The sequence below is a fragment of the Pelomicrobium sp. G1 genome, assembly GCF_051905455.1.
Taxonomy (GTDB): Bacteria; Pseudomonadota; Gammaproteobacteria; order Burkholderiales; family UBA6910; genus Pelomicrobium.
This window is the reverse complement of record NZ_JBQACR010000007.1, coordinates 1-23,604: the sequence shown is the minus strand read 5'-3', so window position 1 is coordinate 23,604 and position 23,604 is coordinate 1. Positions and strand designations below refer to the sequence as shown.

General features: G+C 63.2%; 21 protein-coding genes and 1 pseudogene. 5 read left to right on the top strand and 17 right to left on the bottom strand.

The features are described from left to right. Window positions 1-176: 176 nt before the first annotated feature. From fliJ to fliF, 5 genes are read right to left on the bottom strand one after another with little or no spacing between them, the layout of a single operon-like run. The gene (fliJ, locus tag ACTFO6_RS08285) at window positions 177-629 is read right to left on the bottom strand and encodes a flagellar export protein FliJ (RefSeq protein WP_439933985.1); all 453 of its coding nucleotides are present in this window, start codon (window positions 627-629) and stop codon (window positions 177-179) included. Next, complete coding sequence (gene fliI / locus ACTFO6_RS08280; RefSeq protein ID WP_439934118.1) at window positions 626-2,047, bottom strand: flagellar protein export ATPase FliI; 1,422 nt, start codon at window positions 2,045-2,047, stop codon at window positions 626-628. The genes fliJ and fliI overlap by 4 nt, the downstream gene beginning before the upstream one ends. Next, window positions 2,044-2,652, bottom strand: a complete 609-nt coding sequence (locus ACTFO6_RS08275) for a flagellar assembly protein FliH (RefSeq protein WP_439933984.1) — start codon at window positions 2,650-2,652, stop codon at window positions 2,044-2,046. Before ACTFO6_RS08275 ends, fliI begins: the two co-directional genes overlap by 4 nt. Further along, a complete protein-coding gene (gene fliG / locus ACTFO6_RS08270) occupies window positions 2,645-3,640 on the bottom strand; it encodes a flagellar motor switch protein FliG (RefSeq protein WP_439933983.1) in 996 nt (331 codons plus the stop codon). The genes ACTFO6_RS08275 and fliG overlap by 8 nt, the downstream gene beginning before the upstream one ends. Further along, complete coding sequence (gene fliF / locus ACTFO6_RS08265) at window positions 3,630-5,228, bottom strand: flagellar basal-body MS-ring/collar protein FliF (protein ID WP_439933982.1); 1,599 nt, start codon at window positions 5,226-5,228, stop codon at window positions 3,630-3,632. The genes fliG and fliF overlap by 11 nt, the downstream gene beginning before the upstream one ends. Window positions 5,229-5,455: 227 nt before the next feature. On the opposite strand from fliF, the gene fliE reads away from it, so the two are divergent. Together fliE and ACTFO6_RS08255 are read left to right on the top strand one after the other, a co-directional pair. Continuing rightward, the gene (gene fliE, locus ACTFO6_RS08260; protein ID WP_439934117.1) at window positions 5,456-5,770 is read left to right on the top strand and encodes a flagellar hook-basal body complex protein FliE; all 315 of its coding nucleotides are present in this window, start codon (window positions 5,456-5,458) and stop codon (window positions 5,768-5,770) included. Between the two features lie 69 nt (window positions 5,771-5,839). Then, the gene (locus tag ACTFO6_RS08255; RefSeq protein WP_439933981.1) at window positions 5,840-6,535 is read left to right on the top strand and encodes a flagellar brake protein; all 696 of its coding nucleotides are present in this window, start codon (window positions 5,840-5,842) and stop codon (window positions 6,533-6,535) included. Between the two features lie 23 nt (window positions 6,536-6,558). Here the strand turns inward: ACTFO6_RS08255 and ACTFO6_RS08250 are convergent, their stop codons facing one another. The 11 genes from ACTFO6_RS08250 to ACTFO6_RS08200 all read right to left on the bottom strand — a co-directional run bounded on the left by ACTFO6_RS08250 (window position 6,559) and on the right by ACTFO6_RS08200 (window position 19,882). Further along, complete coding sequence (locus tag ACTFO6_RS08250; protein WP_439933980.1) at window positions 6,559-6,912, bottom strand: flagellar protein FliT; 354 nt, start codon at window positions 6,910-6,912, stop codon at window positions 6,559-6,561. Between the two features lie 2 nt (window positions 6,913-6,914). Then, window positions 6,915-7,361 (bottom strand): flagellar export chaperone FliS, encoded by a 447-nt coding sequence (gene fliS, locus ACTFO6_RS08245; RefSeq protein ID WP_439933979.1) that lies wholly within the window; start codon window positions 7,359-7,361, stop codon window positions 6,915-6,917. A 10-nt stretch (window positions 7,362-7,371) separates the two neighbouring features. Next, window positions 7,372-9,366, bottom strand: coding sequence for a flagellar filament capping protein FliD (gene fliD / locus ACTFO6_RS08240; protein ID WP_439933978.1), 1,995 nt, complete (start codon window positions 9,364-9,366; stop codon window positions 7,372-7,374). A gap of 18 nt (window positions 9,367-9,384) precedes the next feature. Beyond that, window positions 9,385-9,723 (bottom strand): flagellar protein FlaG, encoded by a 339-nt coding sequence (locus tag ACTFO6_RS08235; protein ID WP_439933977.1) that lies wholly within the window; start codon window positions 9,721-9,723, stop codon window positions 9,385-9,387. A 59-nt stretch (window positions 9,724-9,782) separates the two neighbouring features. Beyond that, on the bottom strand, window positions 9,783-10,637 hold the full coding sequence (locus ACTFO6_RS08230) for a flagellin N-terminal helical domain-containing protein (RefSeq protein WP_439933976.1): 855 nt from the start codon (window positions 10,635-10,637) through the stop codon (window positions 9,783-9,785). A gap of 102 nt (window positions 10,638-10,739) precedes the next feature. Then, window positions 10,740-14,309: a glycosyltransferase gene (locus ACTFO6_RS08225; RefSeq protein WP_439933975.1), complete on the bottom strand. Its 3,570-nt coding sequence runs from the start codon at window positions 14,307-14,309 to the stop codon at window positions 10,740-10,742. Further along, a complete protein-coding gene (locus tag ACTFO6_RS08220) occupies window positions 14,275-15,432 on the bottom strand; it encodes a DegT/DnrJ/EryC1/StrS family aminotransferase (RefSeq protein WP_439933974.1) in 1,158 nt (385 codons plus the stop codon). Before ACTFO6_RS08220 ends, ACTFO6_RS08225 begins: the two co-directional genes overlap by 35 nt. Next, window positions 15,429-16,019: an acyltransferase gene (locus tag ACTFO6_RS08215; RefSeq protein WP_439933973.1), complete on the bottom strand. Its 591-nt coding sequence runs from the start codon at window positions 16,017-16,019 to the stop codon at window positions 15,429-15,431. The genes ACTFO6_RS08220 and ACTFO6_RS08215 overlap by 4 nt, the downstream gene beginning before the upstream one ends. Then, entirely contained in the window at window positions 16,016-17,713 is a 1,698-nt protein-coding gene (locus tag ACTFO6_RS08210) for a diguanylate cyclase (RefSeq protein WP_439933972.1), read from the bottom strand. Before ACTFO6_RS08210 ends, ACTFO6_RS08215 begins: the two co-directional genes overlap by 4 nt. 166 nt (window positions 17,714-17,879) lie before the next feature. Continuing rightward, complete coding sequence (locus ACTFO6_RS08205; RefSeq protein WP_439933971.1) at window positions 17,880-18,518, bottom strand: response regulator; 639 nt, start codon at window positions 18,516-18,518, stop codon at window positions 17,880-17,882. Then, entirely contained in the window at window positions 18,515-19,882 is a 1,368-nt protein-coding gene (locus ACTFO6_RS08200) for a histidine kinase (RefSeq protein ID WP_439933970.1), read from the bottom strand. Before ACTFO6_RS08200 ends, ACTFO6_RS08205 begins: the two co-directional genes overlap by 4 nt. Window positions 19,883-20,254: 372 nt before the next feature. On the opposite strand from ACTFO6_RS08200, the gene ACTFO6_RS08195 reads away from it, so the two are divergent. Next, entirely contained in the window at window positions 20,255-21,502 is a 1,248-nt protein-coding gene (locus ACTFO6_RS08195) for an EAL and HDOD domain-containing protein (RefSeq protein WP_439933969.1), read from the top strand. A gap of 266 nt (window positions 21,503-21,768) precedes the next feature. Then, entirely contained in the window at window positions 21,769-22,428 is a 660-nt protein-coding gene (locus ACTFO6_RS08190) for a flagellar brake protein (protein ID WP_439933968.1), read from the top strand. 145 nt (window positions 22,429-22,573) lie between these two features. Here ACTFO6_RS08190 and ACTFO6_RS08185 read toward each other — a convergent pair. Continuing rightward, window positions 22,574-23,083 (bottom strand): annotated as a pseudogene (locus ACTFO6_RS08185) (IS630 family transposase); the annotation flags it as partial. 53 nt (window positions 23,084-23,136) lie between these two features. On the opposite strand from ACTFO6_RS08185, the gene ACTFO6_RS08180 reads away from it, so the two are divergent. After that, on the top strand, window positions 23,137-23,604 hold a 468-nt coding region (locus tag ACTFO6_RS08180; RefSeq protein ID WP_439933967.1), incomplete at its 3' end, for a transposase.

Sequence of the window (23,604 nt, the reverse complement as noted above, 5' to 3'; positions counted from 1 at the left end):
AGGATCCTAGGGCGAGTTCGCTGGCAAGCACGGCAGCGAACGTGTCTTCCGCGCCTAGGGCGGTAGCACCGGGCGCCGCGGGTAAAAGGGCGTGGGCAGACGAGGCGGTGACGAGGGGAGCGGAAATCGGGGGCGGGGTTTCCATGACGGAATCTCTCTCACCTTTGCGGCCGGCTTCATTCCGTGGGTTTGTCCCAGGGCGCCGCGACGCCTCGGGCTCCGTGCTCATCCGACTGGCGTTGCTCCACGCGGGCGTTTCTCGCCCGCTCGGCGTGGCGGCGACGCTCTTCCAGCCGTTGAAACGACTGGAGGGTGCGTTGCTCCGTCTGCCATGTCACCTGACCGCTCTGACGCCGGATGCGAGCCGCAGCCAGCTGTTCCCGGCATTGGGCAATGGTCCGGTCCAGGGTTCCCAGGAATGCCTGGTAGTTTTGCAGCGCTACGCGGGGCAGGCCCGAGCGCACCGAGGCGAACAGGCGGGCTTGGTACTCGGCCTGATAGGCAGTTAGGAGCTTGAGCCGCTCCTCCGTTTCCCGCTCGTGGTGGAGTAAGTGCCCGAGCTGACGGGCGGCGGCTTCAGCCCGATTCTTCGCAAGACGGATCAAGATACTCAGGGTGTCGCGGGTCATGGGATGTGCTCCGAGTCGGCTTCCATGTTGAGCAATTGCGCCATAGCTTCTATGCTTTCTGCATAGTTTACCCGTTCGTTCATGCCCTGTTGCAGGTACGCCTCCATTCTGGGATAGAGGGCGATGGCCCGGTCGAGCACAGGATCGGCGCCTCTCTGGTAGGCGCCCACGCTGATCAGATCGCGGGAGCGCTGGTAACGGGCGTATAGAGCCTTGAAGCAGCGCACCTGCTCGAAGCGCTCCGCGGGCATGAGGCTTGCCATGGCGCGGCTTACCGAAGCCTCGATATCGATGGCTGGATAGTGGCCGGCCTCCGCCAGGGGGCGGGACAGCACCACGTGCCCGTCCAGGATTGCCCGGGCGGCGTCGGCGACAGGATCCTGGGGGTCGTCGCCCTCTGTAAGCACGGTGTAGAAGGCGGTAATGGAACCACCGCCGGGAGGGCCGTTACCCGCCCGCTCCACGAGTTGGGGCAGCCGGGCGAATACCGAGGGCGGGTAGCCTTTGGTGGCGGGCGGCTCGCCGATAGCCAGGGCGATTTCTCGGGCCGCCATGGCATAGCGGGTGAGGGAATCCATGATAAGCAGCACCGAGCGCCCCCGGTCTCGGAAATACTCGGCGATGGCGGTAGCGTAGGCCGCGCCCTGCAACCGCATGAGCGGCGGGTTGTCGGCAGGGGCGGCAACCACCACCGAACGCGCGAGCCCCTCCGCTCCCAAGATCGACTCGATGAATTCTTTAACCTCCCGGCCACGCTCCCCGATCAGGCCTACCACCGTCACGTCGGCGCTGGTGTAGCGGGCCATCATGCCGAGGAGCACGCTCTTGCCCACGCCGCTGCCGGCAAATAGTCCCATGCGTTGCCCGCGTCCGAGGGTGAGGAGGCCGTTGATCGCCCGCACGCCCACGTCCAGCACTTCCCGAATGGGCGCCCGGTCAAGGGGGTTGTAGGGCCGGGCCTGGAGCGGCGCAAGATGCACGTTGGCGAGGGGTCCCAGGCCGTCTAGGGGGCGGCCCACTCCGTCCAACACCCGTCCTAGCAGCCCCTCGCCCACAGGCACCAGCCGCGTCCGGTCGGTAGCCCGGCGCAGGGGTTGGCGGCCTCCGCCCGGCTGGCGCAATGCCAGAGGCATTTCCATCGGTACCACTGGTGCCCCTGGTGTGAGCCCGAGAACCTCCCCCGTCGGCATGAGGTAGAGCTTTTCCCCGTTGAAGCCCACTACTTCCGCTTCTACGCTGGCACCGTGGGGCAAAAGCACACGGCAGCCGCTACCCAGAGCGAGCTTGAGGCCCACCGCCTCCATCACCAGTCCTGCCACCCGGGTGAGACGCCCGCTGACGAGTAGAGGCGAGCGCTGGATTAGGCGCTCGGCGCAGTCTTCCAGCCGAGCCCGCCAGCGCGCTGCATGGGGGCTCATGGCGTCCATGCCTGCTCATCCTGGAGAGCAGCCGTGATACGTTCCCAACGCCCGGCGAGGGTTGCATCCACCGTCGTGGCAGCGCTCTCCACCCGGCAGCCGCCGCGCTCGAGGACGGGGTCCTCCACCAGTTTCCAGCCGCCCTGTTCCAGCTCGTGGGCGAGGAGCCGGCGCACCAAGAGCGCATCGTCGGGGTGGAGCACGAGTCGCGGATGGGCGCCTGAATGGGGTACGGCCGCCATGGCTTCCTTCACTACAGCGATGACCAGCTCGGGGCGAACCGCCAGGGCCTCCCGCAGCACGTGAGCAGCAATAGCGAGGGCAAGCTGCACGAGCGCCTGTGACACCTCTTCCTCCAGGCTGGCGAGAGCTGAAGACCAGGCCTCTCCGATCGCTTTGAGCCGTTCGGTCTCCAGACGGGCTTGCGCAAGCCCTTCGGCGTAGCCCGCTGCGTAGCCTTCGTCGCGGGCGCTTTGGTGCCACTGCTCCAGCTCTTCCGCCGTGGGCAACTTGGTCACCGGCGCCTCGGGAGGCGCGGGATCGAAGGAACCCAATTCCCAGCGCTGGTAGGCAGACAGGCGTTCCTTGGGAATTACGCTAGACATAGGTATCTTCCCCGGCTCCCCCAAGGACGATTTGGCCGGCATCGGCTAGGCGGCGCACGATCTTGAGGATTTCCTTCTGCTCGGCTTCTACTTCGGAAACCCGCACCGGACCCTTTGCTTCCAGATCCTCCCGCAGAAGCTCTGCCGCCCGCTGGGACATGTTCTTGAAGATCTTTTCCTTGAGTGCGTCGGAAGAGCCCTTCAGCGCGACGATGAGGGATTCGGACTGGACCTCCCGCAGCAGGAGCTGGATGGCCCGGTCTTCCAGCTCCAGCAAGTCCTCGAATACAAACATCTCGTCCAGGATCCTCTGGGCAAGCTCGGCGTCGTGTTCGCGCACGCTTTCGATGACTGCGTTTTCGTAGATTGTGGGCATGAAGTTGAGAATCTCGGCCGCTGCGCGCACACCGCCCATGGCGGTTTTGCGCAAGCTGGCGTTACCGGTGAGGAGCTTGGCCAGCACTTCGTTGAGCTCTTTGATGGCCGCTGGCTGTACCCCGTCCAGGGTAGCTATACGCAGGATTACGTCGCTGCGCAGCCGTTCAGGGAGATTACCGATCACCTCTCCAGCCTGGTCCCGATCCAGATGTACCAGGATGGTGGCAATAACCTGGGGATGTTCGTTGCGGATGAGCTCCGCGACCGAAGCCGAGTCCATCCATTTCAGGCTTTCGATGCCGCTCGTGTCGCCGCCTTGGAGGATACGGTCGATGACGTGGGCCGCTTTCTCGTCTCCCAGGGCCTTGGTGAGCACGGCACGGATGTACTCGTCAGAGGCGAGGGCGAGCGTCGAGCGATCCTCAGCCTTCTTTTTAAATTCGTCGAGGACCGCATCAACCCGTTCTTTTGGCACCGCTTTGAGCCGGGCCATGGTCGCGCCCAGCTTCTGCACCTCCCTCGGAGACAAGTACTTCAGCACTTGGGCCGCTTCTTCCTCCCCCAAGGACATCAGAAGGATTGCGCTTTTTTCCAGACCCTCATCCTTCATCGCCGCCAACCCACGACTTGACTACGTTGGCCACGACTTTGGGGTCCTGGCGGGCGAGCTGGCGGGCAGCTTCCAGGCTGCTCGCCTGGGGGGAGGGTGGTGCCGCCAGTTCCGGCACGGAATCCTCCACCGCGAGCGGCCTGCCGGTAGTGCCCGCCGCCAGGAGGTTTTGCAGCAACGGCCGCAGCACGCCGAACAACAGATAGGCGGCGAGGAGAGCGAGCAGCAAGTGCTTGCCCAGGTCTTTGGCCAAGGACAGGATCTCTGGCTGTTTCCAGAACGGAAGCTGCGGCGCCGGCGCCTCCTCAGGCACGGTGAAGGGACTGTTCACCACGTTCACTGTGTCGCCGCGCTTCTCATCGAAACCGATGGCCTCCTTCACCAGGTTGGTGATCTGGGCGAGCTCCTCGGGGGAGAGGGGTTTCATTTCCATCCTGCCGTTCGCCCCGACGACCGCGCGGTAGTTGACCACCACCGCTGCTGAGAGCCTGCGCACGCTCCCGCTCGCCTGCCGTGTATAAGTGACGGTCTTGTCCACTTCATAATTGGTAGTGGATTCCTTGCGGCTAGGTGCAGCAGCAGACGCTGGTGATGGTCCGGCCGACTCTTTTTTCCCGGACTGGGGCTCGAGGGGTGCGGTGACCGGGGGAGGCGGCTGGTTGGACAGCGCTCCTGGTATGCCGCCAGTCGGAACCAGGCCATCGCCCGTTGACTCGGTCATGTGCTGACTGCGCACAGCGGCCTGTCCCGGCATGGCGTTTGGCCGGTAGGTTTCAGCGGTTTGTTCCACGTGGGAGAAATCCACCTCTGCGGATACTTGGGCCCGCAGGTTGGGCGCGCCGACAATGGGCGTCAGAATCGCCTCGATGCGCCGGGCGTAGAGGCTCTCCAGGTGGTTGCGGTACTTGATCTGGACCGAATCCAGACCCGAGGCCGAAAGCGGCTCAGCGTTGGCGGAAAGCAGGTTGCCTCTCTGATCGATCACCGTGACGTTGCGCGGCGCGAGTTCAGGGACGCTGCTCGAGACGAGGTGGACTATGGCGTTGACCTGGGCTTCGTCCAGGGTGCGGCCCGGGTACAGGTGCACCAGGACCGAAGCGCTGGGCTTTTGCCGCTCTCGCAGGAACACGCTGGGGCGCGGCATGGCAAGATGGACCCGGGCGGATTCCACCGAGGCGATGGACTGCACCGTACGTGCAAGCTCTCCTTCCAGCGCGCGCTGGTAATTGACCTGTTCCTGGAACTGGGATGCGCCGAGCTTCGGGTTTTCCAGCAGCTCGAAGCCCAAGACGCCCCCCTTGGGCAGCCCCTGGCTGGCCAATTTGAGCCGCACCTCGTGGACCTGGGCGGCAGGCACCATGATCGCCCCGCCCTCCCCCAGTTTGTAGGGCACGTTCATTTGCTGTAGCGCTGCCAGCACAGCTCCCCCGTCCCGGTCGCTCAGTTGGGTGAAGAGGATGCGGTAATCGGGGGCGCGAGCCCAGATCCAGGCTCCTGCCAAAAGGGCCGCGGCGAGCGCCACCGTGACGATCAACGCGATTTTCTGGGAAGCGGATAGCCGGGTGAGGGCTAGCCAGCGCACGGGCATGCGGGAACTCTCCACAACAGCCATAGACGGCGTCTCTCTCCTCGGTCGCGCAGGTGGCTCCGGTGCTTGTCCGGCTCCTATTCTCGACGCTGGCATTATCGAGGCCATCTCGGCCAGGGTGATAAGCAGAAAAGAGGGAAATTCACCGCCATTTTCCCCGGTTCGGAAGGCTCCGGGGTTGCTACCGTAGCGACGTTACGCTCAAGGCTTGAAAAGAGGTGGCCGATATGGACGCAAGAGGCATCGACAAACTGCTCGCTCCCTTGGAGGTAGACGCCGCTGGGCCGCACCCAGGCGGGAGGGTGGCGTCCGGGCAGGGTGTGGATTTTGGGCAAGCTCTCAAGGCTGCCCTGGAAGCAGTCAACGCCCGCCAGCAGGAAGCGGCACGGCTGTCGGCGAACTTCGAGCGTGGCGAGCCAGGCACGGAGTTACACCAGGTGATGGTGGCAATGCAGAAAGCCAATATCGCCTTGCAAGTCACCATCCAAGTGAGAAACCGCATCGTTTCGGCTTATCACGACATCATGAACATGCCGGTTTAGCCCTAGGCGGGGCGGGTATCGTCTGATTGCACGGGAGCGATGGACGCGGAAGACCAGGATCGCTACCGCGTGGACTGCGCCATAGAGGTGGCGGCCATCCTGCAGGCGATGGCCCACAGCCGTTCCTTGGTTACCGCCTGGTACGGTGGAGGTAGCGCTTTCGCTCTCACCGCAGTGCTCGAGGCCGATGCCGGCCGTGATGAGCTGATTCTGGATCAGGTGCACGAAGAGCATGCCCCGAGGCTGCTGGCGAGCCACGGCATTCAATGCACAGGGACCCACAACGGGGTGGAGATCCGCTTTGTCGTGGAGAGTGTGGAACCCGTCCTCTTTCAGGGGGTTGCCGCTCTGCGCTCGGCGTTACCTGTAAGGCTCCTGCGGCTCCAGCGCCGCGAGTACTTCCGGGTAGTGACGCCGGCAGAGGCTCCGGTCACATGTATGATTCCCGCTGTTGCAGCCCCGATCGAAGCGCCCGTGCTGGATATCAGCTGTGGCGGCCTCGCCCTATGGATCTCCCAGGATGTGCTCGCCTTGGAGCGCGGCACGATACTCCGCGGCTGCCGGCTTCGGCTGCCCCACTTTGGCACGGTTGAAATCGACATCCGGGTAGTACGCGTGGGAGAGCCGAGCTTCACGGCCGGAGTTGCGGGCCGACGCTGCGGCTGCGCATTCGTGGGCATGGGCGAAGGCGAGCGCAAGCGCGTGCAGCGCTACATCATAGAACTTGAGCGTTGCCGCAATTCCCGGTTAAGCGGCTTGAGGTAAGCTCTCGTCCGGCATTCGCGAGATCAACTTTCCCCGTGGCCCTCGCCGCTTGCGTAGACGCGCCTGAGCGCTTGCTCCCGCCGATGGGTGTCGAGCAGTCGTTCCAGCTTTGCCATCCAATCCACGGCGAGGCTGCGGATCTCGGCGTCATCGGCGAGCACCTTGCGGATGAGGGCCGCTTTGCGCTGTTGCTCTTCGTGCGTGAGGGGGATCCGGGGGGCGGTCTGGAGCGTCTCGGCCAGATGGCGGCATTCCTGTTCCAACTCCACCAGCCGGTCCCAGTCCCCGGCGCGGGCACTCTGCAGCATGCGCTCGGTGAGGGCCGAGAGCGCCTCGAACGCGGCGAGACAAGGGCGGGGCGAGGAAGGGTTCGTCATCGTCACCGCCCCGGGGCTGACGGTCTCTGAGGTTGGAGCGTTAGCGTTTTTTGCGCCGCGCCAGGAGTGATGCTTTCCCAGGCCTCCTGCAATTCGCCAAGGAGCCAAGCTACCTCTGCCAGGGCGCCAGCGTCGTTGTGCCGGTTAGCTACCACCAAGCGGTGGGCAAGGTAATCGTAAAGCGAGGCTAGGCGTTCTGCCAGCTCACCGCCGGCTTTCATGTCTAGGCTGGCCTTCAGCCCCTGGTCGATGATCTGAATCGCCTTGGAGATGGCTTCTCCCTTGGCAGCGGTTTGGCTGTCCGCCATGTGACGGCGGGCGCGGGCGATGGCCACCCGCGCCGCTTCAAACAGCATGACAATCAGCCGGTGCGGATGCGCCGTCATGACATCGGCGTCCACGCTCGCCTGGGTATAGGCGCTGACGGCACGGTCGATGAGCGATTGCATGAAAGTGTCCTCAAGAAGAAGATGAAAAGGCAGCGAGCTGCCGCTCCAAGAAGCTCGAAGTCTTGAGCATACTGGCGACCATGGCGTCTAAGGCCGTGAATTGGGCGCGCAGCCGCTTTTCCACCGCCTCCAGCCGCCGCTGCATCTCTTGCTGGCGGCGTTGCAGGGCGTCGATGGCGGCCTCCAGCGTATCGCTGCGTCCCGCGACGAGCCCATCGGCGGCGAGCAGGGTGTCGGCGAGGGTTCGCAGCCGGTAGGCATAGCCTTGGGAGTAAGAAACGCTGCCGCGTTCGCCGAGTGCACCACCCCATACCTCGATGGTGATGCCTTCAGCGTCGGTACCCGAGGCGGCGGTCAGGGTGCGGCCCGAGCCGATAGCGGCTACGCCACCAATGCTGCCTGCCGCATCTACGCCCGCCGCTGCACTGGGACTTGCGCCGAACAGACTCTCCTGGGCGTTGCCACCGCCCAGAAGCACCGCGGAGGCCGAACCGTAACGGTTCGAGGTCACGGTAAGGGCGCCGCCCGCCTCTGAGACGGTAACGCTCACGCCGGTGGTGGAGAAGGCTGGAGCGCCGTTGATCTTGGACTGGAGTTCTGCCGCGAGGCCGTCTGCCGTGTAGGTTCCGGCCTGCAGGGTGATGGTAGCTGTGACCCCGTCCACGCTCAGGCTGAGGGTGTCGTTGACCCCCGCGGTGATGGTGGTATTGGCTGCTGCCGACCCGGTCACGGATCCCTGGGTGGCGAGTCGGGTCACGGAGACCTGGTAGATGCCCGGCTTGGCAGTAGAGGCTGCGGAGGCGAACCGCATCAGGCTGTCGGAGGTTTTCCCTGTGGTGGCAAATACACCCGCCACGGACGCGGCATCAGCCTGGAGCGCCGCCTCCAGCTTGGTAGCGTCCAGTTTCAGGGTGCCATCGGGGGCAAAGGTGATGCCGAGCTGGTATAAGGCGCTATAGCTCCCCTGGAGCCCGACCAGCTCCGCCGAAAGAGTCGAGCGCAGACGCGATTCGATGAGCCGGGGGAGCCCGTCGCTCTGGAGTACCCCGGCGGTTTTCGTGGTGGAATCGTAGCTGCCTAGCTCCTTGAGGGATTTCGCCAGCCGGTTATATGCCTCTACAAACGATTCCACCGCTTGACGAATCCCGGCGACGTCAGGGGCGATGGTAAGGTTTGTCGGCGCACCCGCATTCGTCTTGGCTAGGGTAAGGGTTACTCCTTCCAGCGCACCGGTCACGGTGTTGGAGGCGGAGCGCATGGCGATACCGTCCAGGGTAAAGTGGGCGTCTCGGGCGGTGACCGTTTCCGCGAGGTTTTGGGTTCCGGCCGGGTCGTGGGCTAGGAGGTTGGCGAGCGCCGCATCTCCCGAGACCGAAATGCGCATGCTCCCCTGAGCGCCCGAAGTACCTGAGGACAGCACCAGGCGATGGCCGCTGCCATCGTACACGATGCTGGCGCTCACTCCGATGCCCGCCTCGTTGATGGCGTCGCGAATGCCGGCGAGACTGGCGTGAGCGGCATCGATGGTTACCGTTTTGGATGCGGTGCCACTCGGGGTAAAGGTGGCGCCGCTGTACTTGCCCGTCGCTGCATCGAAGCTTCCGCCGTCAATGCTACCGAACTCGACAGTGAGGGTTCCGGTACCAATCGATGCGGTCGCAGAGTCCTGGAGTGTCGTGGCCAGCTTTTGAGCCTGAGCCAGTTGAGTGACCTCCAGGCTGTGGAAGCCGGCTACCGCCCCTGCGCTGGCGGTGGCGGTGGCGACCTGGGCATCGCCCAAGGTGGCGGCGTAGGCGCTGAAGCGGGAAGCGGAGGCGAGGCCGGATACGGCTGACTGGAACTGAGAAAGAGACCCTTTGAGGGAACCTAGGGCTGACAGCCGCGTCTGAAAATCAGACTCCCGGCGTTGCAGCAGGGAGAGGGGCCGCCGCTCTAGGGCCATAAGCTGGGCCACCAGAGTGTTCACATCCAGGTTGGAGCCGATGCCGGGCGATGATAAAGACATGTAGCGCCTCCGTCCCAATTACCCCTTGTGGTCCAGCAGCACCCCCTGCATCCGGTCGAGACCCCGAGCGATGGCCAATACTTCCTCTGGGGGAATCTGCCGCAAGACCTCGCCAGTGGTCCGGTCCACTATTTGCACCACGAGCTTGCGGGTCGCCTCATCCATACCATAGCGAAGTTCTACCGACAGATGGCGCAAGGCGGCGTTGATCTGCCCGGACGCCTCGCGCACTTGTGCTTCCTCCACGGCTGATGTCCGAGCGGCCTCGGTACGTGGCAGTTCGTGCTCGCGGGGTGCGAGATCGAGAGACTGCGCTGCTCTGGTGTCCGTAGCAGGGCCGATGGAGTTGGCGATCATGGGTTAGGCTCCCTTTTTTTTGAGCCCGCGCCGGAGAAGCGGCGCGGGCGGCACGGAGCTTACCGTAGTAAGGAGAGCACGGTATTGGGCAGAGCGTTTGCTTGCGCCAGCATCGCAACGCCGGCCTGTTGCAGGATTTGACCGCGGGTGAGGGCTGCCGTCTCGGCGGCGAAGTCCGCGTCCATGATCCGGCTGCGGGAAGCGGTGAGGTTCTCGGCATAGTTCTGCAGGTTGGCGATCACGGCCTCGAACCGGTTTTGCACGGCACCGAAAGTGGCGCGCACCGTGCTTACCTTAGAAATGTCGGCGTCCAGGTTGGCGATCGCCGCTGAAGCGTTGGCTGAGGTGGATACGTTGACCACGCCTGTCGCAGTGAGGGTGCCACTGTAAGAGTAAAGACCTGCAGATCCGTTGGTCGCGAGATCGGTGGTGGTCACGGAAACCTGGTTAGACGCTACTCCGCTTGCACCCACCTGGAAGGTCAGCGTCGAGGAACCTGACAGCAGCGAGGTGCCGTTGAAGGTGGTTGTCTGGACGATGCGGGAAATTTCCTGAGTGAGCTGATCCACCTCCTTTTGCAACTGGCCACGGTCGGTGTCGCTGATAGTGCCATTAGCGGCCTGCACCGCGATCTCGCGGATGCGTTGCAGGTTGTTGGCTATCTGGGCTAAGGCGCCCTCGGCCGTTTGGCCAAGGGAGATGCCGTCGTTGGCGTTACGCACCGCTTGATTGGTGCCCCGGATTTGGGAAGTGAAGCTTTCTGCCACCGCCAGACCCGCAGCGTCGTCCTTGGCGCTATTGACCCGCAGCCCAGAGGACAGGCGTTGAATGGCGGTCTGCAATTGGGATTGGGATGCAGACAGATTGCGCTGAGCGTTCAGCGACGCGATGTTGGTGTTGACTACAAGTGCCATTTCCGATCTCCTTTCAATTCGATGTAACTGGGGCGATCCGACCGCTCGATTCGCGTCGCACAACCGCCTTGTGCCGGTTATCGGATGGCTGACGGGAAAACTTTAGGGTAAAGCCGGGGCGCACGGCCGGGCCTGGACCGGGGCCCGGTCAGTAAGCGCGTCTAGCCATTCCTCCAAGGAATTTTCCAAAAGGTAGCTCGCGAGTACCCACTCGCGTAGCCTGTCGCCTTCTTGTGCTGCTGCATCCAGATTGTGGATCCGTTCCCGGATCGCCTCGATCCATACGCGGGGTTCGTTTGGCAGACGGGTGACCGGGGCCCCATGGTAGGGATAAATGTCAGTGCACACCACCGGCCAACCCAGCACGCCGTACTCCAGCAGCCGCAGGTTGCTTTTGGCCTCGTTGAAGGCATTGAGCTCTAGAGGCGCTATGGCCAGGTCCAGGTTGAGGCTCGCGAGCTTGGCGGGATATTCGTCGAAGGAGACGAATTCGTGGAATTCGTGCACGTAGGGGCGCAGCGCTTCCGGGCACATGCCGAAAAACACCCATTCGGCCTCCTGGGCGGTAGCGCGCACCACGTCGTAGATGAGTTCCAGGTCCCCTTGGTGTTGCTGGGCGCCGGCCCAACCCACCCGTGGCTTACGGCCTGCCCGGCGCGCCGAGTGCAATCCGAGCCAGCGATCGCTCTCCAGCCGGTTAGGCACCACCCGCACGTCATCGCACATGCTGCGGGTAAGTTCCCGTAAAGGCTCGGTGGAGACGATTAGGCGCTGACACAAGGCCGCTGCACGGCGTAGACGCGGTTTGGCGTCTTTGAAGGCGAAGCGGTAAAAAGCGTTCTTAGGCGGAAGCTGGGTAATAAGATCATCCAGGCTCATGACGCGCAGCATTCGCGGAAGGAAACGGCTATAGAGTTCGAGTGCCTGCAGGTAGGCGTCGTTGATCGCCGCGTGCAATACTAGCGTGTCGGGAGCCAAACGCTCCATCTCGATGAGGCTCAGCACCCTTGCCTGCATGAGGCCAGGAGGATCGATGGCGGTGCACTGGGCAAGGCCCGCGTCGGACAAGGCTCGGAAAGGGCCACGGATGCGATACTCGCCGGAGCCCCCTGCCAAGGGAAGACCCAGCACCCGTGGACGGTCGTGAAACTCGGGATCCCATTCCGGCACAGCACCGGCCTCCACCCGGAAGTCCAGGGCGGTGAGGGCGAGGTTACGGTTGTACGCAGGATCCCGGGCAAGTCGGGGGAGCCAGCGGGAGAGCATCCAGAGGCGCTCTTTCTCCGCGCGCTCTGCAGCTAAGGCGAGTTTCTTCAAGTCCCTGCGCTCATCGTGGATGGAAGTGGAGCCATGATGAACTACAGTGGCAAACGGCGTCCAAACTACCCGGTATCCTTGTTTGGCGAGGCGCAGACAGAAGTCCACGTCGTTAAACAGCACGGCAAGATTCTCTTGATCCATGCCTCCGGCATTCAAATAGACATTGCGCCGCACCAGCATGCATGCTGCAGTCACCGCCGAATAGTTTTGGTCCACCTGGGCGCGGTTCATGTAACCGGAATCGCTCAGGCTGGTCTTGCCGTCACTGAACGCATGGTGGGCGATATCTGTAAGGCCAAGCACTATGCCAGCATGTTGAAGGGCCGCGGACTCCGGGTACACCAACCGGCAGCCTACGACTCCAACGTCGGGGCGCATGCCGTGGAGCATCATGCGTTCCAGCCATTCCGGCTGTACGATCTGTGTGTCGTTGTTCAGAAACAGCAGATATTCCCCGCGGGCCTCTTTGGCTGCGGCGTTGCACATGGCGGCGAAGTTAAAAGGATAGGGATAGGATAGCAGCCGCACCCATTCGCCATGTTTTTCCTCGAGCGTTTCGTAGTACGCCAAGACGTCTGGATCGCTGCTGCCGTTGTCACACAGGATTACTTCGTAGTGGGGATAGGTGGTCTTGGCGAAAAGGCTTTCGACACAGGGTTGAAGGAATTCCAGTTTGTCTTTTGTCGGTATGATGATGGAAACAAGGGGTCTGTCCGGGTGGTGGTAGATGACCCGCACGGTGCCAGGGATAAACCCATCGGCCAGCTCGGCCTGGATGCCACGGCGGTGCAGGTGGCGCGTCAGGGCCGCTCGGGTAGAAGGCGTGTGCAGCCCGGCTTCCAGCTTGCTGGGAAGGCTCAGTAGCACATCCGCGATGTGCCCGATGGCTTCCTCCTCGTAGCGGTCCAGGATTTGGAGGAGAAGATCGTAATCATGCGCTGGCGATACCTCGGCGAAAGCGTCTGCCCGCACAGCAATCCCGGGGCCGGCATAAGGCATGGAGCGAGCCAGATCTAGGTTAAAGTCGGGTTTGAAGCGGGGATTCAAACGGTTTCCGCCAGGATCGATGCGGTCGTCATCCCAATAGATCAAGCGCCAGCGAGGATGGGCATCGGCGTAGTCGGCGATAGAAAACAAGGCATGGGGGGCAAGCCGAGCGCCGGCCGGCAGGCACACGATCCAATCCTCGGGAGGTGGCGCTACGGCGAATAGGGGTGCATCAGGCGAAATCCAGCGGACACCTGCAGCCACAGGACCCTCGGCTGCTGGCGCTGGGAATTCGGCCATCACCGTAAGTTCGAGTTGGCGATAGAGCTGGGTAGAGAGGGAATCCAGGGTGTCTGCGAGTAGTTCTTCCTCCCCGTGCCTCGCGTACACCACAACGTGTAGCGTCGGGCGCGAGCGCCAGCGCAGCATCATCCGTTCGGCATACACTTGGCCGTGAATTAGGCGCAGGCGCTTGTGGGCGCACCAGCGGGCGTAAGCATGCGCGTCGTCGCGGACTTTGGTAGGCTCGGACGGGGTGCTTGTTAGGCCCTCTTCCGCAAAACGGGAAAGGGGGCCATGGTGGACTGCCGTTACCCGCGGCAGGTGGGCATGGGTGACCCCCATTTCCAGGAAACGCTCCCAAAGATCCCAATCGGCAGGGTAAAAATACTTCCAGCTGGCCCCGTTGTAGTGGAAGGACTTCAATCCGGCGTGGTACAAGGATGAGATGCGGGCGATGTGCCCCAGTGCCGGGATTTCTCCCCCCACTCTCACGTTCGGGCGGCCGTTGCCACGGATGAATTCGACTTCTGAGTGGACCCATTCGACGCGGCGTTGCCTTGCGAGCTCCAAGAGATCTCCCAAGTGCTGGGGAAAAAATTCGTCGTCATCGTCCAAATGGGCGATCCATTGCCCCCGGGCAAGCGCCAGGCCTACGTTAGCGGGTTTGCAACCGGCCACGTACCAGCGTGGCCCGGCCAGTTCCGGATAGCGCCCGCGGCGGCGCAGATTGACGAAGCGCACGCGCGGGTCTTCGATTCCTGCCAGCAGCCGCGCGCTGTCAGGATCGGCGCCATCGCCGACGATGATCAATTCCCAATGGGGATATTCCTGGCGCAGCACCGAAGGCAGGGTACGCTCAAGAATGATCCGGGCGCGATTATAGGTGGGGATGATCACTGATATCAGGGGCGCGGGTGCGTCGAAGGCGGCAGCGTATTGGGAGTGGGCGCGGAGCCTTGCCAGGCGCTCACGGTCATCGCGGCGGCGTTTGGCCTTCTCTACGCGCCCGATTGCTTCGAAGAACTGCAGCGCGAATCGGTAATGGGCATCAGGTGCAGTGGGCGCTGGCTCGGGTAGGCTCATGGATCGGCTCTCGTGCTCGGAAGGTATCGGTAAGGACTTGGCTAAAGAGGGCGCTCGCCGCATCGATCAGCGAGGGCTTCATGGTCGCGTGCACCGGCATGCAGATCATCGAGGAGCAAAGGCGTTCGGTAACCGGCAAAGCGCGCTTCAGGCCGTAGTGGCGGAATAGCCGGGTGCGATGCAGCGCCGGATGATAGTAGCGGCGAAGCTCAAGGCCAGCGCGGATGCAACATCGGCGCAGCGCTTCAGCGTCCGTGCCCGGGGCGAGCAGCAGGGGCAGCGTTTGCCAAGGGGGTTCGCCTGGGGCATGGGGTGCGGTGATGATCCCCCTTTCAAGCCACGGCGAGAGCTGCTGGAGGTAGCGGCCCACGGTGGCGCGCCGTGCGGCAATGTGGCGCTGCAGCTCATCAAGGGCCGCTAAACCGATAGCCGCGGCAAACTCGGAGAGTTTGCCGTTCACGCCGCGGGCGATGACGTCTCCGTCTTGAAAACCGAAGTTGATAGCCCGGCGCACGGCGGTTGCGAGCTGCGGAGGGCACAGAACGATTCCACCCTCGCCGATGGCGAACACCTTGGTGGCATGTAGCGAGAAAATTTCGGCCACGCCGGCATGGCCCACGGGAATGCCAGGGCCCGCCCCGCCTAGGGCGGCGGCACTATCCACGATCAGGGGCACGCCGTGGCGAGCGCAGACGGATTCCAGCGGCGCCAGGTCACGGCAGAGGCCGAACGCCCGCACGGTGACCACGGCGTTTGCGCTCCGGGACGAGAGCAGCTCTTCCAAGGCCGTTGGGCAGAGCTCCCAGCTCACGGGATCCACGTCGCAAAAGAGCGGCGTCGCCCCTGCGGCCAGGACTGCTTGAGCGGTGGCTGCAAAAGTGAAGGAGGGCACCACGACCCGACCGCGGATCTCTAGGGCGCGCAATACCGCCTCCAATCCTGCTGTGGCGTTGGCGACCGGCACTGCCACGCGACTACCCATGCCGAAGCACTCACTGAGCCGCCGGGCAAAAAGCTCGTGGACGGGGCCAAAGTTGCTAAACCAATGGTTCTGGTAGGCCGGGCGCAGATACGCCAGCCAGCGCTCCGGTGGCGGAAGGTCGGGTTTGATGAAGCGGATCACTGGACTACCTGGCCAGGACAAAGGTTTTGGAATAGCCGTCCGGGCTTACCGTGCTGGGCATATAGCGATTGCTCCATGGCAAGCAAGGTATCGGCGGGGCGCCGGCCGATGCGGCGCGCTGGGCTGCCTGCCACCACGCTCCATGGTTCGACGTCGCGCCGCACCAAGGACAAAGCGCCAACCGCGGCGCCTGTACCGACGGTTACGCCGGGGAGAATGACGCTATTCGCCCCGATGATGGCGTGCGCTTGGACCCAGGCGCGGGAGCGTCGCACGGCTCGGTAAGACGGGGGGATGGTGGGATTAGTCAGCCCGCCTCCTAGGAAATCCTCGCTTCCAGTAAGAAGCCGCACCCCCGAGGAGAGACCGGCAAAATCTTCCAGCACGAACGGACCGCCTCCGGTGATGGAGGCAAAAGCGGCGATATGCACGTAGTTGCCGATAACACTGGGGCTGGTGGCCTGGATGAAAACGAAGTCATCGATGATGACGTGATCGCCGATATGGAGGTATTCGGCACCGACAATGCGGGCCGAAGGATAGATTCGTACCCCCAAGCCGACCGAGCAGAAGCGGTGCTCGGTCACGGTCCGTCCCCCTGCGGCGGTGGCAGCACTGCGACCCGGTTCTTGCCCGCCCGCTTGGCTTGATAAAGGGCCTTGTCTGCGCGTCCCAGCACCACATTGTCGTCCTCTCCAGCGCGACGCAGGGTCACTCCGGCGCTGAAGGTCACGATGGGTCTGCGTTGATCGTGGAGATAGATATTCTTAGTGAGCTCCCGCTGCAGGCGCACGAGCACTTTGGCCGCCTCTTCCAACTCGGTCTCGGGAAAGAGCAAGACGAACTCCTCGCCGCCATAGCGGGCCACCACGTCGGTCGGCCGCAGGCTATGGCGCATGGTTTGAGCTAGGGCGCGCAACGCCTCGTCTCCCACCTGATGGCCCCAAGCGTCGTTGAGTTGCTTGAAGTTATCCACGTCCAGCATGGCCACGGCGAGGGGTGCGCCATGCCGGTCGGCGCGGGCCGCCTCCCGGTGCCACGCTTCGGCCAGGCCCACGCGATTGAGCGCACCGGTCAAGGAGTCCTCGCGAGCGTTCTCCGCAGCCAGGGCAAGTTGGGCTTCCAGATGGCGGATTTTTTCTTCCGCTTCCTCGGCCCGCCGGCGAGCTTCTTGTAACTCCTTGTGGGAGCGGCGCGCGCTTGCTTCCATGGCCCGGGTGTCTTGCAGCACTTCCGCCAGAATCGTGCCCAGCTCGTCCAGATCAGCGGCGCCGCTGATGCGCTTTGCGTAACGCTCGATTTGGCCGTGAAATTGACCGGTCTCGTCCGCAAGACTTCCCAGCCGGTCGATGAACAACGCGATCATACTTTTGAGGGCCTGGTGTGATTCGTGCACCGACCGGCGCACCGCGCCTTGGCGGATGATGGTATCCCGCAGGGCGCGCTCTGCCTGTGCCAGCGCAGGCAGATCGAAAGGCGCTTCCAAGGCTTGGGACAGCGCACGCATTTGCTGGTGAAGCCCCGGAGTCTCCTGAACGCTTTCGGCCAAGCTGTCGGCCATCAGTTTCAACAGACGGCGCGCCAACTCATCGCGCTGCGCCTGTTCGGCAAGGCGCATTTCCACATTTAGCCACAAGTGGCGCAACTGTTCCCTCAAGCGGTCGGCGGAAAGCGGTCGATCAGCTTGCCGAACGGCTTCCGCCAGACGCTTGGCCTGCGTTGCCGAGGCGGCGCTGCTTGTTTCAAGAAAAGCAGCGAAACGCTCCAGAGTGTCGGCAAGGAGATGGCGAAGTTCCCCGCCGTCAGCGTCGGAAGGCGGTGCGGGTGCGGGCGCCGGCTCCAGGCCCTGGGGCGCCCGGGCCCAGGCGTCAGCCAGCTCCTTTATCCGTCGAAACAATTCCTGCGCATGGCCGCCGTGGGCAGCAAGCACGTTTTCCAACCTTTCCCGCTTGCGGGTCGGCGTGAGGCCTTTGCGGGGAATGTCCCATTGGCGCAGCAAATGTCGCACCAGAGCGGCCCAATCCAGGTTGAGGTGGGAGGCGATGAACGCGGACAGGTCCTGTAGCGCGGTGCGCACGAGAGGCTCGCTGCGGGTGACGATGGCTTTCTGCACGGCATCAGTCTGGGAGGCCGCAGCGGGCGCCTCTCGACCCAGCCTGGTGCACCAGTCTGCGAGCAGCTCCCAACCATCGATCTCCAGCGGCAAACCGGCAATCTCCCGGTACACCCGGGCGTAGTTGTCGGGTGTCGGCACGAGCCGCTGCTGGGCCAGGCGGTGCAAGGTGGATCGAGCGATAGCGGCTGGATCTGCGGCGCTCGTGGACATAAGGCAAACCGGTCACTGAATGCACGAGCATTATGGGTGGCCGATTCGTGCCGCAAGGGTCAGAAAAAAGGCGGGGAAAGGGGTTATTTCCCCGCTCGCAGGACAGGAGAAGTGCCCCAGCCTACTCCACCAGGCCCTTAGAGATGGCGTAGCGGATGAGCTCGGCGTTGTTTTTAAGCCGCATTTTTTCCAGCAGCCGGGCTCGGTAGACGCTCACGGTCTTGACGCTAATATTGAGCTCCTCGGCGATCTGCGTGAGGCCTTTCCCCGAAGCAATCAGGCACAAAATCTGGTATTCCCGGTTCGACAGGCGCTCGTGGGGCGCCTCTTGAGCGTTGCCGGCGATGGAGTCGGCGAGCTGCTCCGCTAAGGTGGGGCTCACGTACTTGCGGCCTGAGGCCACCTGGCGAATGGCCTCCACCAGCAGCTCGGGAGCACTCTGCTTGGAAACGTAACCTGCTGCGCCTGCCTTGAGAACGCGCAGCCCGACCACGTCTTCCGGATACATAGACAGGACCAGGACCGGAAGGCGGGGAAACTCGTTCCGGATCTGGGTCAAGGTGTCGAGACCGCTCCGTTTGGGCATGGCGATATCGAGCAAGACCGCTTGGCACCCTTGCCCGTAGCGGCGCAGCCACTGGATTGCCTCTACCCCGTTGTCGGCTTCGCCTGCTACGTCAAGATCGTCGCAATCATTGAGGATCTGCTTGAGCCCGTGACGCACCACCGCGTGGTCGTCCACGATAAGCACTCGGATCATGGGCGGGCCTCGACTGAGGTCAGGCCAGGCTTGTGCGGCTCGTTCCGGCGTGGCGGGCCGCTCGTCTGAAAGTCCGGAATGCGGACTCGAAGCCGGGTGCCTCCTGCTAGCCCCGCCTCGATGTGCGCCTCGCCGCCCAGGGCACGGCAACGTTCCAAGATGCCTCGAATGCCGAACGCACCCGGTTTGGCGAGATCCGCGGCCTCGATCCCACGCCCGTTGTCCATCACCTCCAGGCTCACCAGCCCTCCTTGATAGCGTAAAACGGCGCGCACTTCGGATGCCTCCGCATGCTTCGAGACATTGGTCAGGGCCTCCTGGAAAATCCGAAACAGGGCAGTCGCCAGCTCCTCAGGGAGCTCTAGATCTTCCGGCTCTGCTTCCACATCGCACACGATCCCGAGGCGGTTTTCGAACTCCTTCGCCTGCCAGAAGAAGGCTGGCGCCAGGCCGAAATCCAGGATTGGGGGGCGCAAATCGCGGGCGATGCGCTCCGTCGCGGCGATGACCCGATCCACCAGGATGCGGATCGAGCTCACTCGACCCAACAGGTCCATGCTTTGCGTCGGCAGGCGATTCATGAGGGAGGCGAGCTCCAGCTTGACTGCCGTGAGCGTGCCGCCCAAGTCGTCGTGGATCTCCCGAGCGATCCGGGCGCGCTCCTCCTCCCTGACCCGTTCCACGTGGGAGGAAAGCTCCAAAAGCTGCGCACTGGAGCGCTTCGCTTCCAGCTCGATGCGCTTGTTGCGGGTGATGTTGGTCACGATGCCCGCCCATAGCACGGTACCGTCTTCCCGGCGACGAGGCCCAGCACGCACGTTTACCCACTTGGGACCGTTGCTATAGGAGGTGACGAGGCGCCCTTCCCAGTTACAGGTATCGAGGCGGCGCTCAGAGTGGGACAGCGCTTCGAGGAAGCTGGCCCGGTCCTCGAGCACGATCTGCTCGATGAAGCGCCCGGCATCCGCAAGGAGCGCTTCCGGGGCGAGCCCCAGAAGCGGCCGGGCGCCCTCGCTGACGAAGGTGAAGCGATCGCCGCTTCGCTCCCGGGCTAGCTCGAATACCATGCCGGGCACGTGGCAGGCGAGGCTGCGGAACTTGGCCTCGCTTTCCCGCAGGGCCTGTTGGGCCTGGAGCCGCTCCCGCCGTTCGGCGGCAACGGCAAGGGCGCGCTCTACCGCGTGGGCAAGCCGCCACAAGTGGTCCCGCAGCAGATATTCATCGGCGCCGGCTTTGACGATGTCCGCCGCGGCTTGTTCTCCGATTGGATCCAAGACCACTACCACGGGAAGGTCTGGGCGGATCTCCTTGGCCGAGACAATGGCGGCCAAGGCATTGAAGCCCGGAACGGCATGCTCCGTCACCAAGAGATCCCATGGCCGGAGCGAGAGCGCTGTTGTCAAAGCTGTCAGCGTTTCGACGCGCTCTGCCTCGATTTGGTATCCCTCGGCCTCCATCCGCGGGATGAGGCAGGTCTGCGCCGACGTCGCGTCTCCTGCGATGAGCAGGCGCAGTAATCGTCCTTTCATGCTGTTTTTGGGCTTTTTCCTACCCGCAGGCGCGGGCAATTGTAACATCGTTTTTGCCGCGCATCTTGACATCGGTCAAGTTTTCGCGAGCGCCACCCGAACTGGCGCGCGGGAACCGCTAGCACGATTCATGCAATAGGCGGCTCAAGTTTCGATGCAGCACGCCGTTAGGTCATCGGACAGCCCATCGACGCAACCCAATAGTGTATGCGAGACGTCTACCTCGGGCGCCAGCCCATCCTCGACACCCAGCGCCAAACTGTGGCCTACGAGCTTCTGTTCCGGAGCGCGTCGACCGGGCCGGCCGTGATCCGAGATGACTCCCTGGCCACTGCCCAGGTCATCGTGGGAGCGTTCTGTGACCTGGGTTTGCAGCAGGTGCTGGGAGCGTACAAGGGCCATATCAACGTGGGTAGCGATCTCCTGCTGAGCGACACGGTGGAGCTCCTGCCCAAGGAGTGCGCAGTGCTGGAGTTGCTGGAGACGGTGGAGCCCGTGCCGGAAGTCCTCAAGCGCTGCGCCGAGCTCAGACGCCAGGGTTATCGCATCGCCCTGGACGATGTGGTGGAGCCGGGCGAGCGGCTGGAGCGGCTGCTCGACGTGGCAGACGTGGTCAAGGTGGACGTCAAGGCTGCTTCAGAGAGTTCCATGCGCGCAACGGTCGAAGCGCTGCGGGGGCGGTCGGTGGTGCTGCTGGCGGAAAAAGTGGACACTCCGGAGCGGGCCGAGACATGCAGAGCCCTCGGCTTCCGGTTGTTCCAAGGCTATTTCTTCGCGCGTCCAGAAATCCTTTCCAGCAAGCGGGCCGACCCGACGAAGATGGCGCTGCTGCGACTCCTGTCCCTGGTTTTGGCGGACGCAAGTCCGGCCGAGATCGAGCAGGCGCTCAAACCCCACGTGGGGCTTTCCTACAACCTACTGCGCCTGGTGAACTCGGCCGCAAGCGGCTTGCCGAGGCGCATCCATTCCTTGCGCCAGGGCATCCTCGTTCTGGGACGGCGCCAGCTGCTGCGCTGGGTGCAGCTTCTGCTTTATACCGCCCCTGTGGCGGGGGGCAACCTGACCAATCCCTTGATCCAGCTCGTGGCCACCCGCGCCAGGCTGATGGAGTTGCTCGCCGCTCGGGAGGTGCCCGAACGACCGGAGGTGAGGGATCAGGCTTTTATGGTGGGGTTATTGTCCCTGCTGGACACTTTGCTTGGCATGCCGATGGCCGAGATCGTAGAGGAGCTGAATCTCGCCCCGGAAATTGCCGAGGCACTGCTCAAGCGCAGGGGGATGTTCGGCCGCCTGCTTGAGCTGCAGGAGTGGCTCGAATCGGGCGAGGTCGCCAAGGTGATGGCGGCGCTCAAGCAATTTACCGGCTTCAACCTAGGCGATCTCATGCAGGACCAGCTGGAAGCGTTCAAATGGGCCCATGACCTGGGTCGAGACAGCGGCGAGGGTACAGGCTAAGGAGTGGTAAAGTGGGAAATGGCATGGTCGCTGGGCTCGTGGCGGTCGAACCTCAAGATCTCGAGTCGGGGCAGCCACTGCCTTTTTGCGTATACGATGAGAGCGGACGATTGATTCTCGAACGGGGAGAGGTGGTTGCCAGCCGGGAGCTTGCGCGACTGTTGGTTGCCTGTCGCGCGAAGCGGGATTTGGTCCCGGAGGCTGCGCCGCCGAGAGCTGAAACGGCGCTCTCCAACGCTCGGGATGACCAGGCGGCTGTCCGTCGCTTGTTCCAAGCCATGGGGCTGCGTCCCGGAGACCGGCTGCAACTCGAGTTGCCGCGACCCCTGGGGGCGCGACGGGTGGTGGTGCGCCTAATCGGCTATCGGGAAGGGCAGGCCTTACTCGTGACATCACCCCTGCAGGAGGGAGGGTGTGTATCTTTGCTGGAAGGCGAGCAGGTACGCGTGCGGCTGTTCACTGGACGGCGGGCTTACGGCTTCGAGAGCTTTGTCGAGCGAGCGTGTCTACAGGGATTGGAGTGCCTCCAACTATCTTTTCCGACGCATGTTCAAGCGGTGAATGTGCGCAAGGCTCCACGGGTCAAGACTTGCATCGTGGCGAGCTTGCGCCCCGAGGATGCCGAGGCGTCCGCGTCCGCCTCGGCCGCGCTGATCGTCAACTTAAGCACGACCGGGGCCGCGGTGGTGACTTGCCGAGAGGTTGCCGCCAAGGAGGGTTGGGTGAAGCTGTCTTTCACCTTGCGCCTAGAGGAGGCTGCGGTGGCGATCGAGACCAGAGCGCTCGTTCGGTCGGTCAATTCGGATCCGGCCACGGGCGGGTTTCGTCTCGGGCTGCAATTCGACCGGCTAGAGGATCAGCAGCATCTGGCGCTCAAGGCGTACGTGCTGGAGCAGCTGTATGAGGACCCCTCAAGTGTCGTTTGAAAGGGAGGCCAGCCTCACCGACCGCCACCGCCAAACTCCTTTTTATCTGAACAGCGATCGATTGTTCGTGTCCACAGCACCGGCTGGCTTTTCTGTACTCCTCCCGGGAGCGGCCCACTATTGAGAATTACGTAATCTCTTGACATCAGAACAATTCAGCCTGTTTCCAGAAGGCGGCGATGAGCGAAGCGCGTCGCTGTGCCGATTGGAGCTTGCCGCGCGTGGTGGTGGCGAGTTCATTTATGGAATTCGGACAGTAGTTCGCCAAGGCATGTCGCTTGAGCCAGGCCCACAGGTATTCGACCGGATTGAGCTCGGGCGCATAAGGCGGAAGTAAGGCCAGTTCCATCTTCCCTGCCAGGCTGTCGACGTAGTCCCGCAGAACACGGGAGCGGTGCGCCTTGAGTCTGTCCCAGATAATCAGGAGCTTGCGACCGATCTGCCTGACCAGTGCTTCCAGGAAATCGACGATCTGCGCACTCCTGATCGCGCCCTTGTGCAGGCGGAAATAGGCGTTCGTGAAGCGCACCCCGGCGATCATCGACCATTGCTTCCAGTTGAAGCGGAACTGAATCACCGGCCTCTGCCTCTTGGGCGCCCAGGTGCGAACGCGCGTAGGCCGCTCCGACAGCCCCGACTCGTCGATGAAGGGAACCTCTAATAATTCACTCATTCTAACGCCCCAACAACAAAACGCGAGAAACGACGATGCTCCAATCCGGTTTCTTTGATCTCGAAGATCGCTTCGGCAAGCTCGATCAGCTGGGCGATCCGCTCAAGGCGCTAAACGAGGTGATCGACTGGTCGGTGTTCGTGCCGATCCTTGAGGAGGGGCTGACGAAGGAGAAGAGGAGCAAGGCCGGTCGCCCCGTCAGCTTCTCGCCCCTGCTGATGTTCAAGGTGCTGATCCTGCAAAGTCTTTACAACCTGGCCGATGCCCAGACCGAGTTCCAGATCCGCGATCGCTTCACGTTTCTGCGCTTTCTGGGGTTGACGCCGGAGAGCCGCATTCCCGATGAGAAGACGATCTGGCTGTTTCGAGAGTCCGTGAAGGCACGGGGCCTGCACGATGAACTCTTCTCGACATTCACCCGCTTTCTGGAAACCCGAGGCTTCGAGGCCCGCTGCGGCACGGTGATCGATGCCCGCATCGTCGAGGTGCCCAGGCAGCGCAAC

Bases quoted from the DNA above. Each gene is read 5' to 3' on its own strand.
- fliJ (WP_439933985.1), bottom strand. From the start codon at position 629: ATGACCCGCGACACCCTGAGTATCTTGATCCGTCTTGCGAAGAATCGG.
- fliI (WP_439934118.1), bottom strand. From the start codon at position 2,047: ATGAGCCCCCATGCAGCGCGCTGGCGGGCTCGGCTGGAAGACTGCGCC.
- ACTFO6_RS08275 (WP_439933984.1), bottom strand. From the start codon at position 2,652: ATGTCTAGCGTAATTCCCAAGGAACGCCTGTCTGCCTACCAGCGCTGG.
- fliG (WP_439933983.1), bottom strand. From the start codon at position 3,640: ATGAAGGATGAGGGTCTGGAAAAAAGCGCAATCCTTCTGATGTCCTTG.
- fliF (WP_439933982.1), bottom strand. From the start codon at position 5,228: ATGCCCGTGCGCTGGCTAGCCCTCACCCGGCTATCCGCTTCCCAGAAA.
- fliE (WP_439934117.1), top strand. From the start codon at position 5,456: ATGGACGCAAGAGGCATCGACAAACTGCTCGCTCCCTTGGAGGTAGAC.
- ACTFO6_RS08250 (WP_439933980.1), bottom strand. From the start codon at position 6,912: ATGACGAACCCTTCCTCGCCCCGCCCTTGTCTCGCCGCGTTCGAGGCG.
- fliS (WP_439933979.1), bottom strand. From the start codon at position 7,361: ATGCAATCGCTCATCGACCGTGCCGTCAGCGCCTATACCCAGGCGAGC.
- fliD (WP_439933978.1), bottom strand. From the start codon at position 9,366: ATGTCTTTATCATCGCCCGGCATCGGCTCCAACCTGGATGTGAACACT.
- ACTFO6_RS08235 (WP_439933977.1), bottom strand. From the start codon at position 9,723: ATGATCGCCAACTCCATCGGCCCTGCTACGGACACCAGAGCAGCGCAG.
- ACTFO6_RS08230 (WP_439933976.1), bottom strand. From the start codon at position 10,637: ATGGCACTTGTAGTCAACACCAACATCGCGTCGCTGAACGCTCAGCGC.
- ACTFO6_RS08225 (WP_439933975.1), bottom strand. From the start codon at position 14,309: ATGAGCCTACCCGAGCCAGCGCCCACTGCACCTGATGCCCATTACCGA.
- ACTFO6_RS08205 (WP_439933971.1), bottom strand. From the start codon at position 18,518: ATGATCCGAGTGCTTATCGTGGACGACCACGCGGTGGTGCGTCACGGG.
- ACTFO6_RS08195 (WP_439933969.1), top strand. From the start codon at position 20,255: ATGCGAGACGTCTACCTCGGGCGCCAGCCCATCCTCGACACCCAGCGC.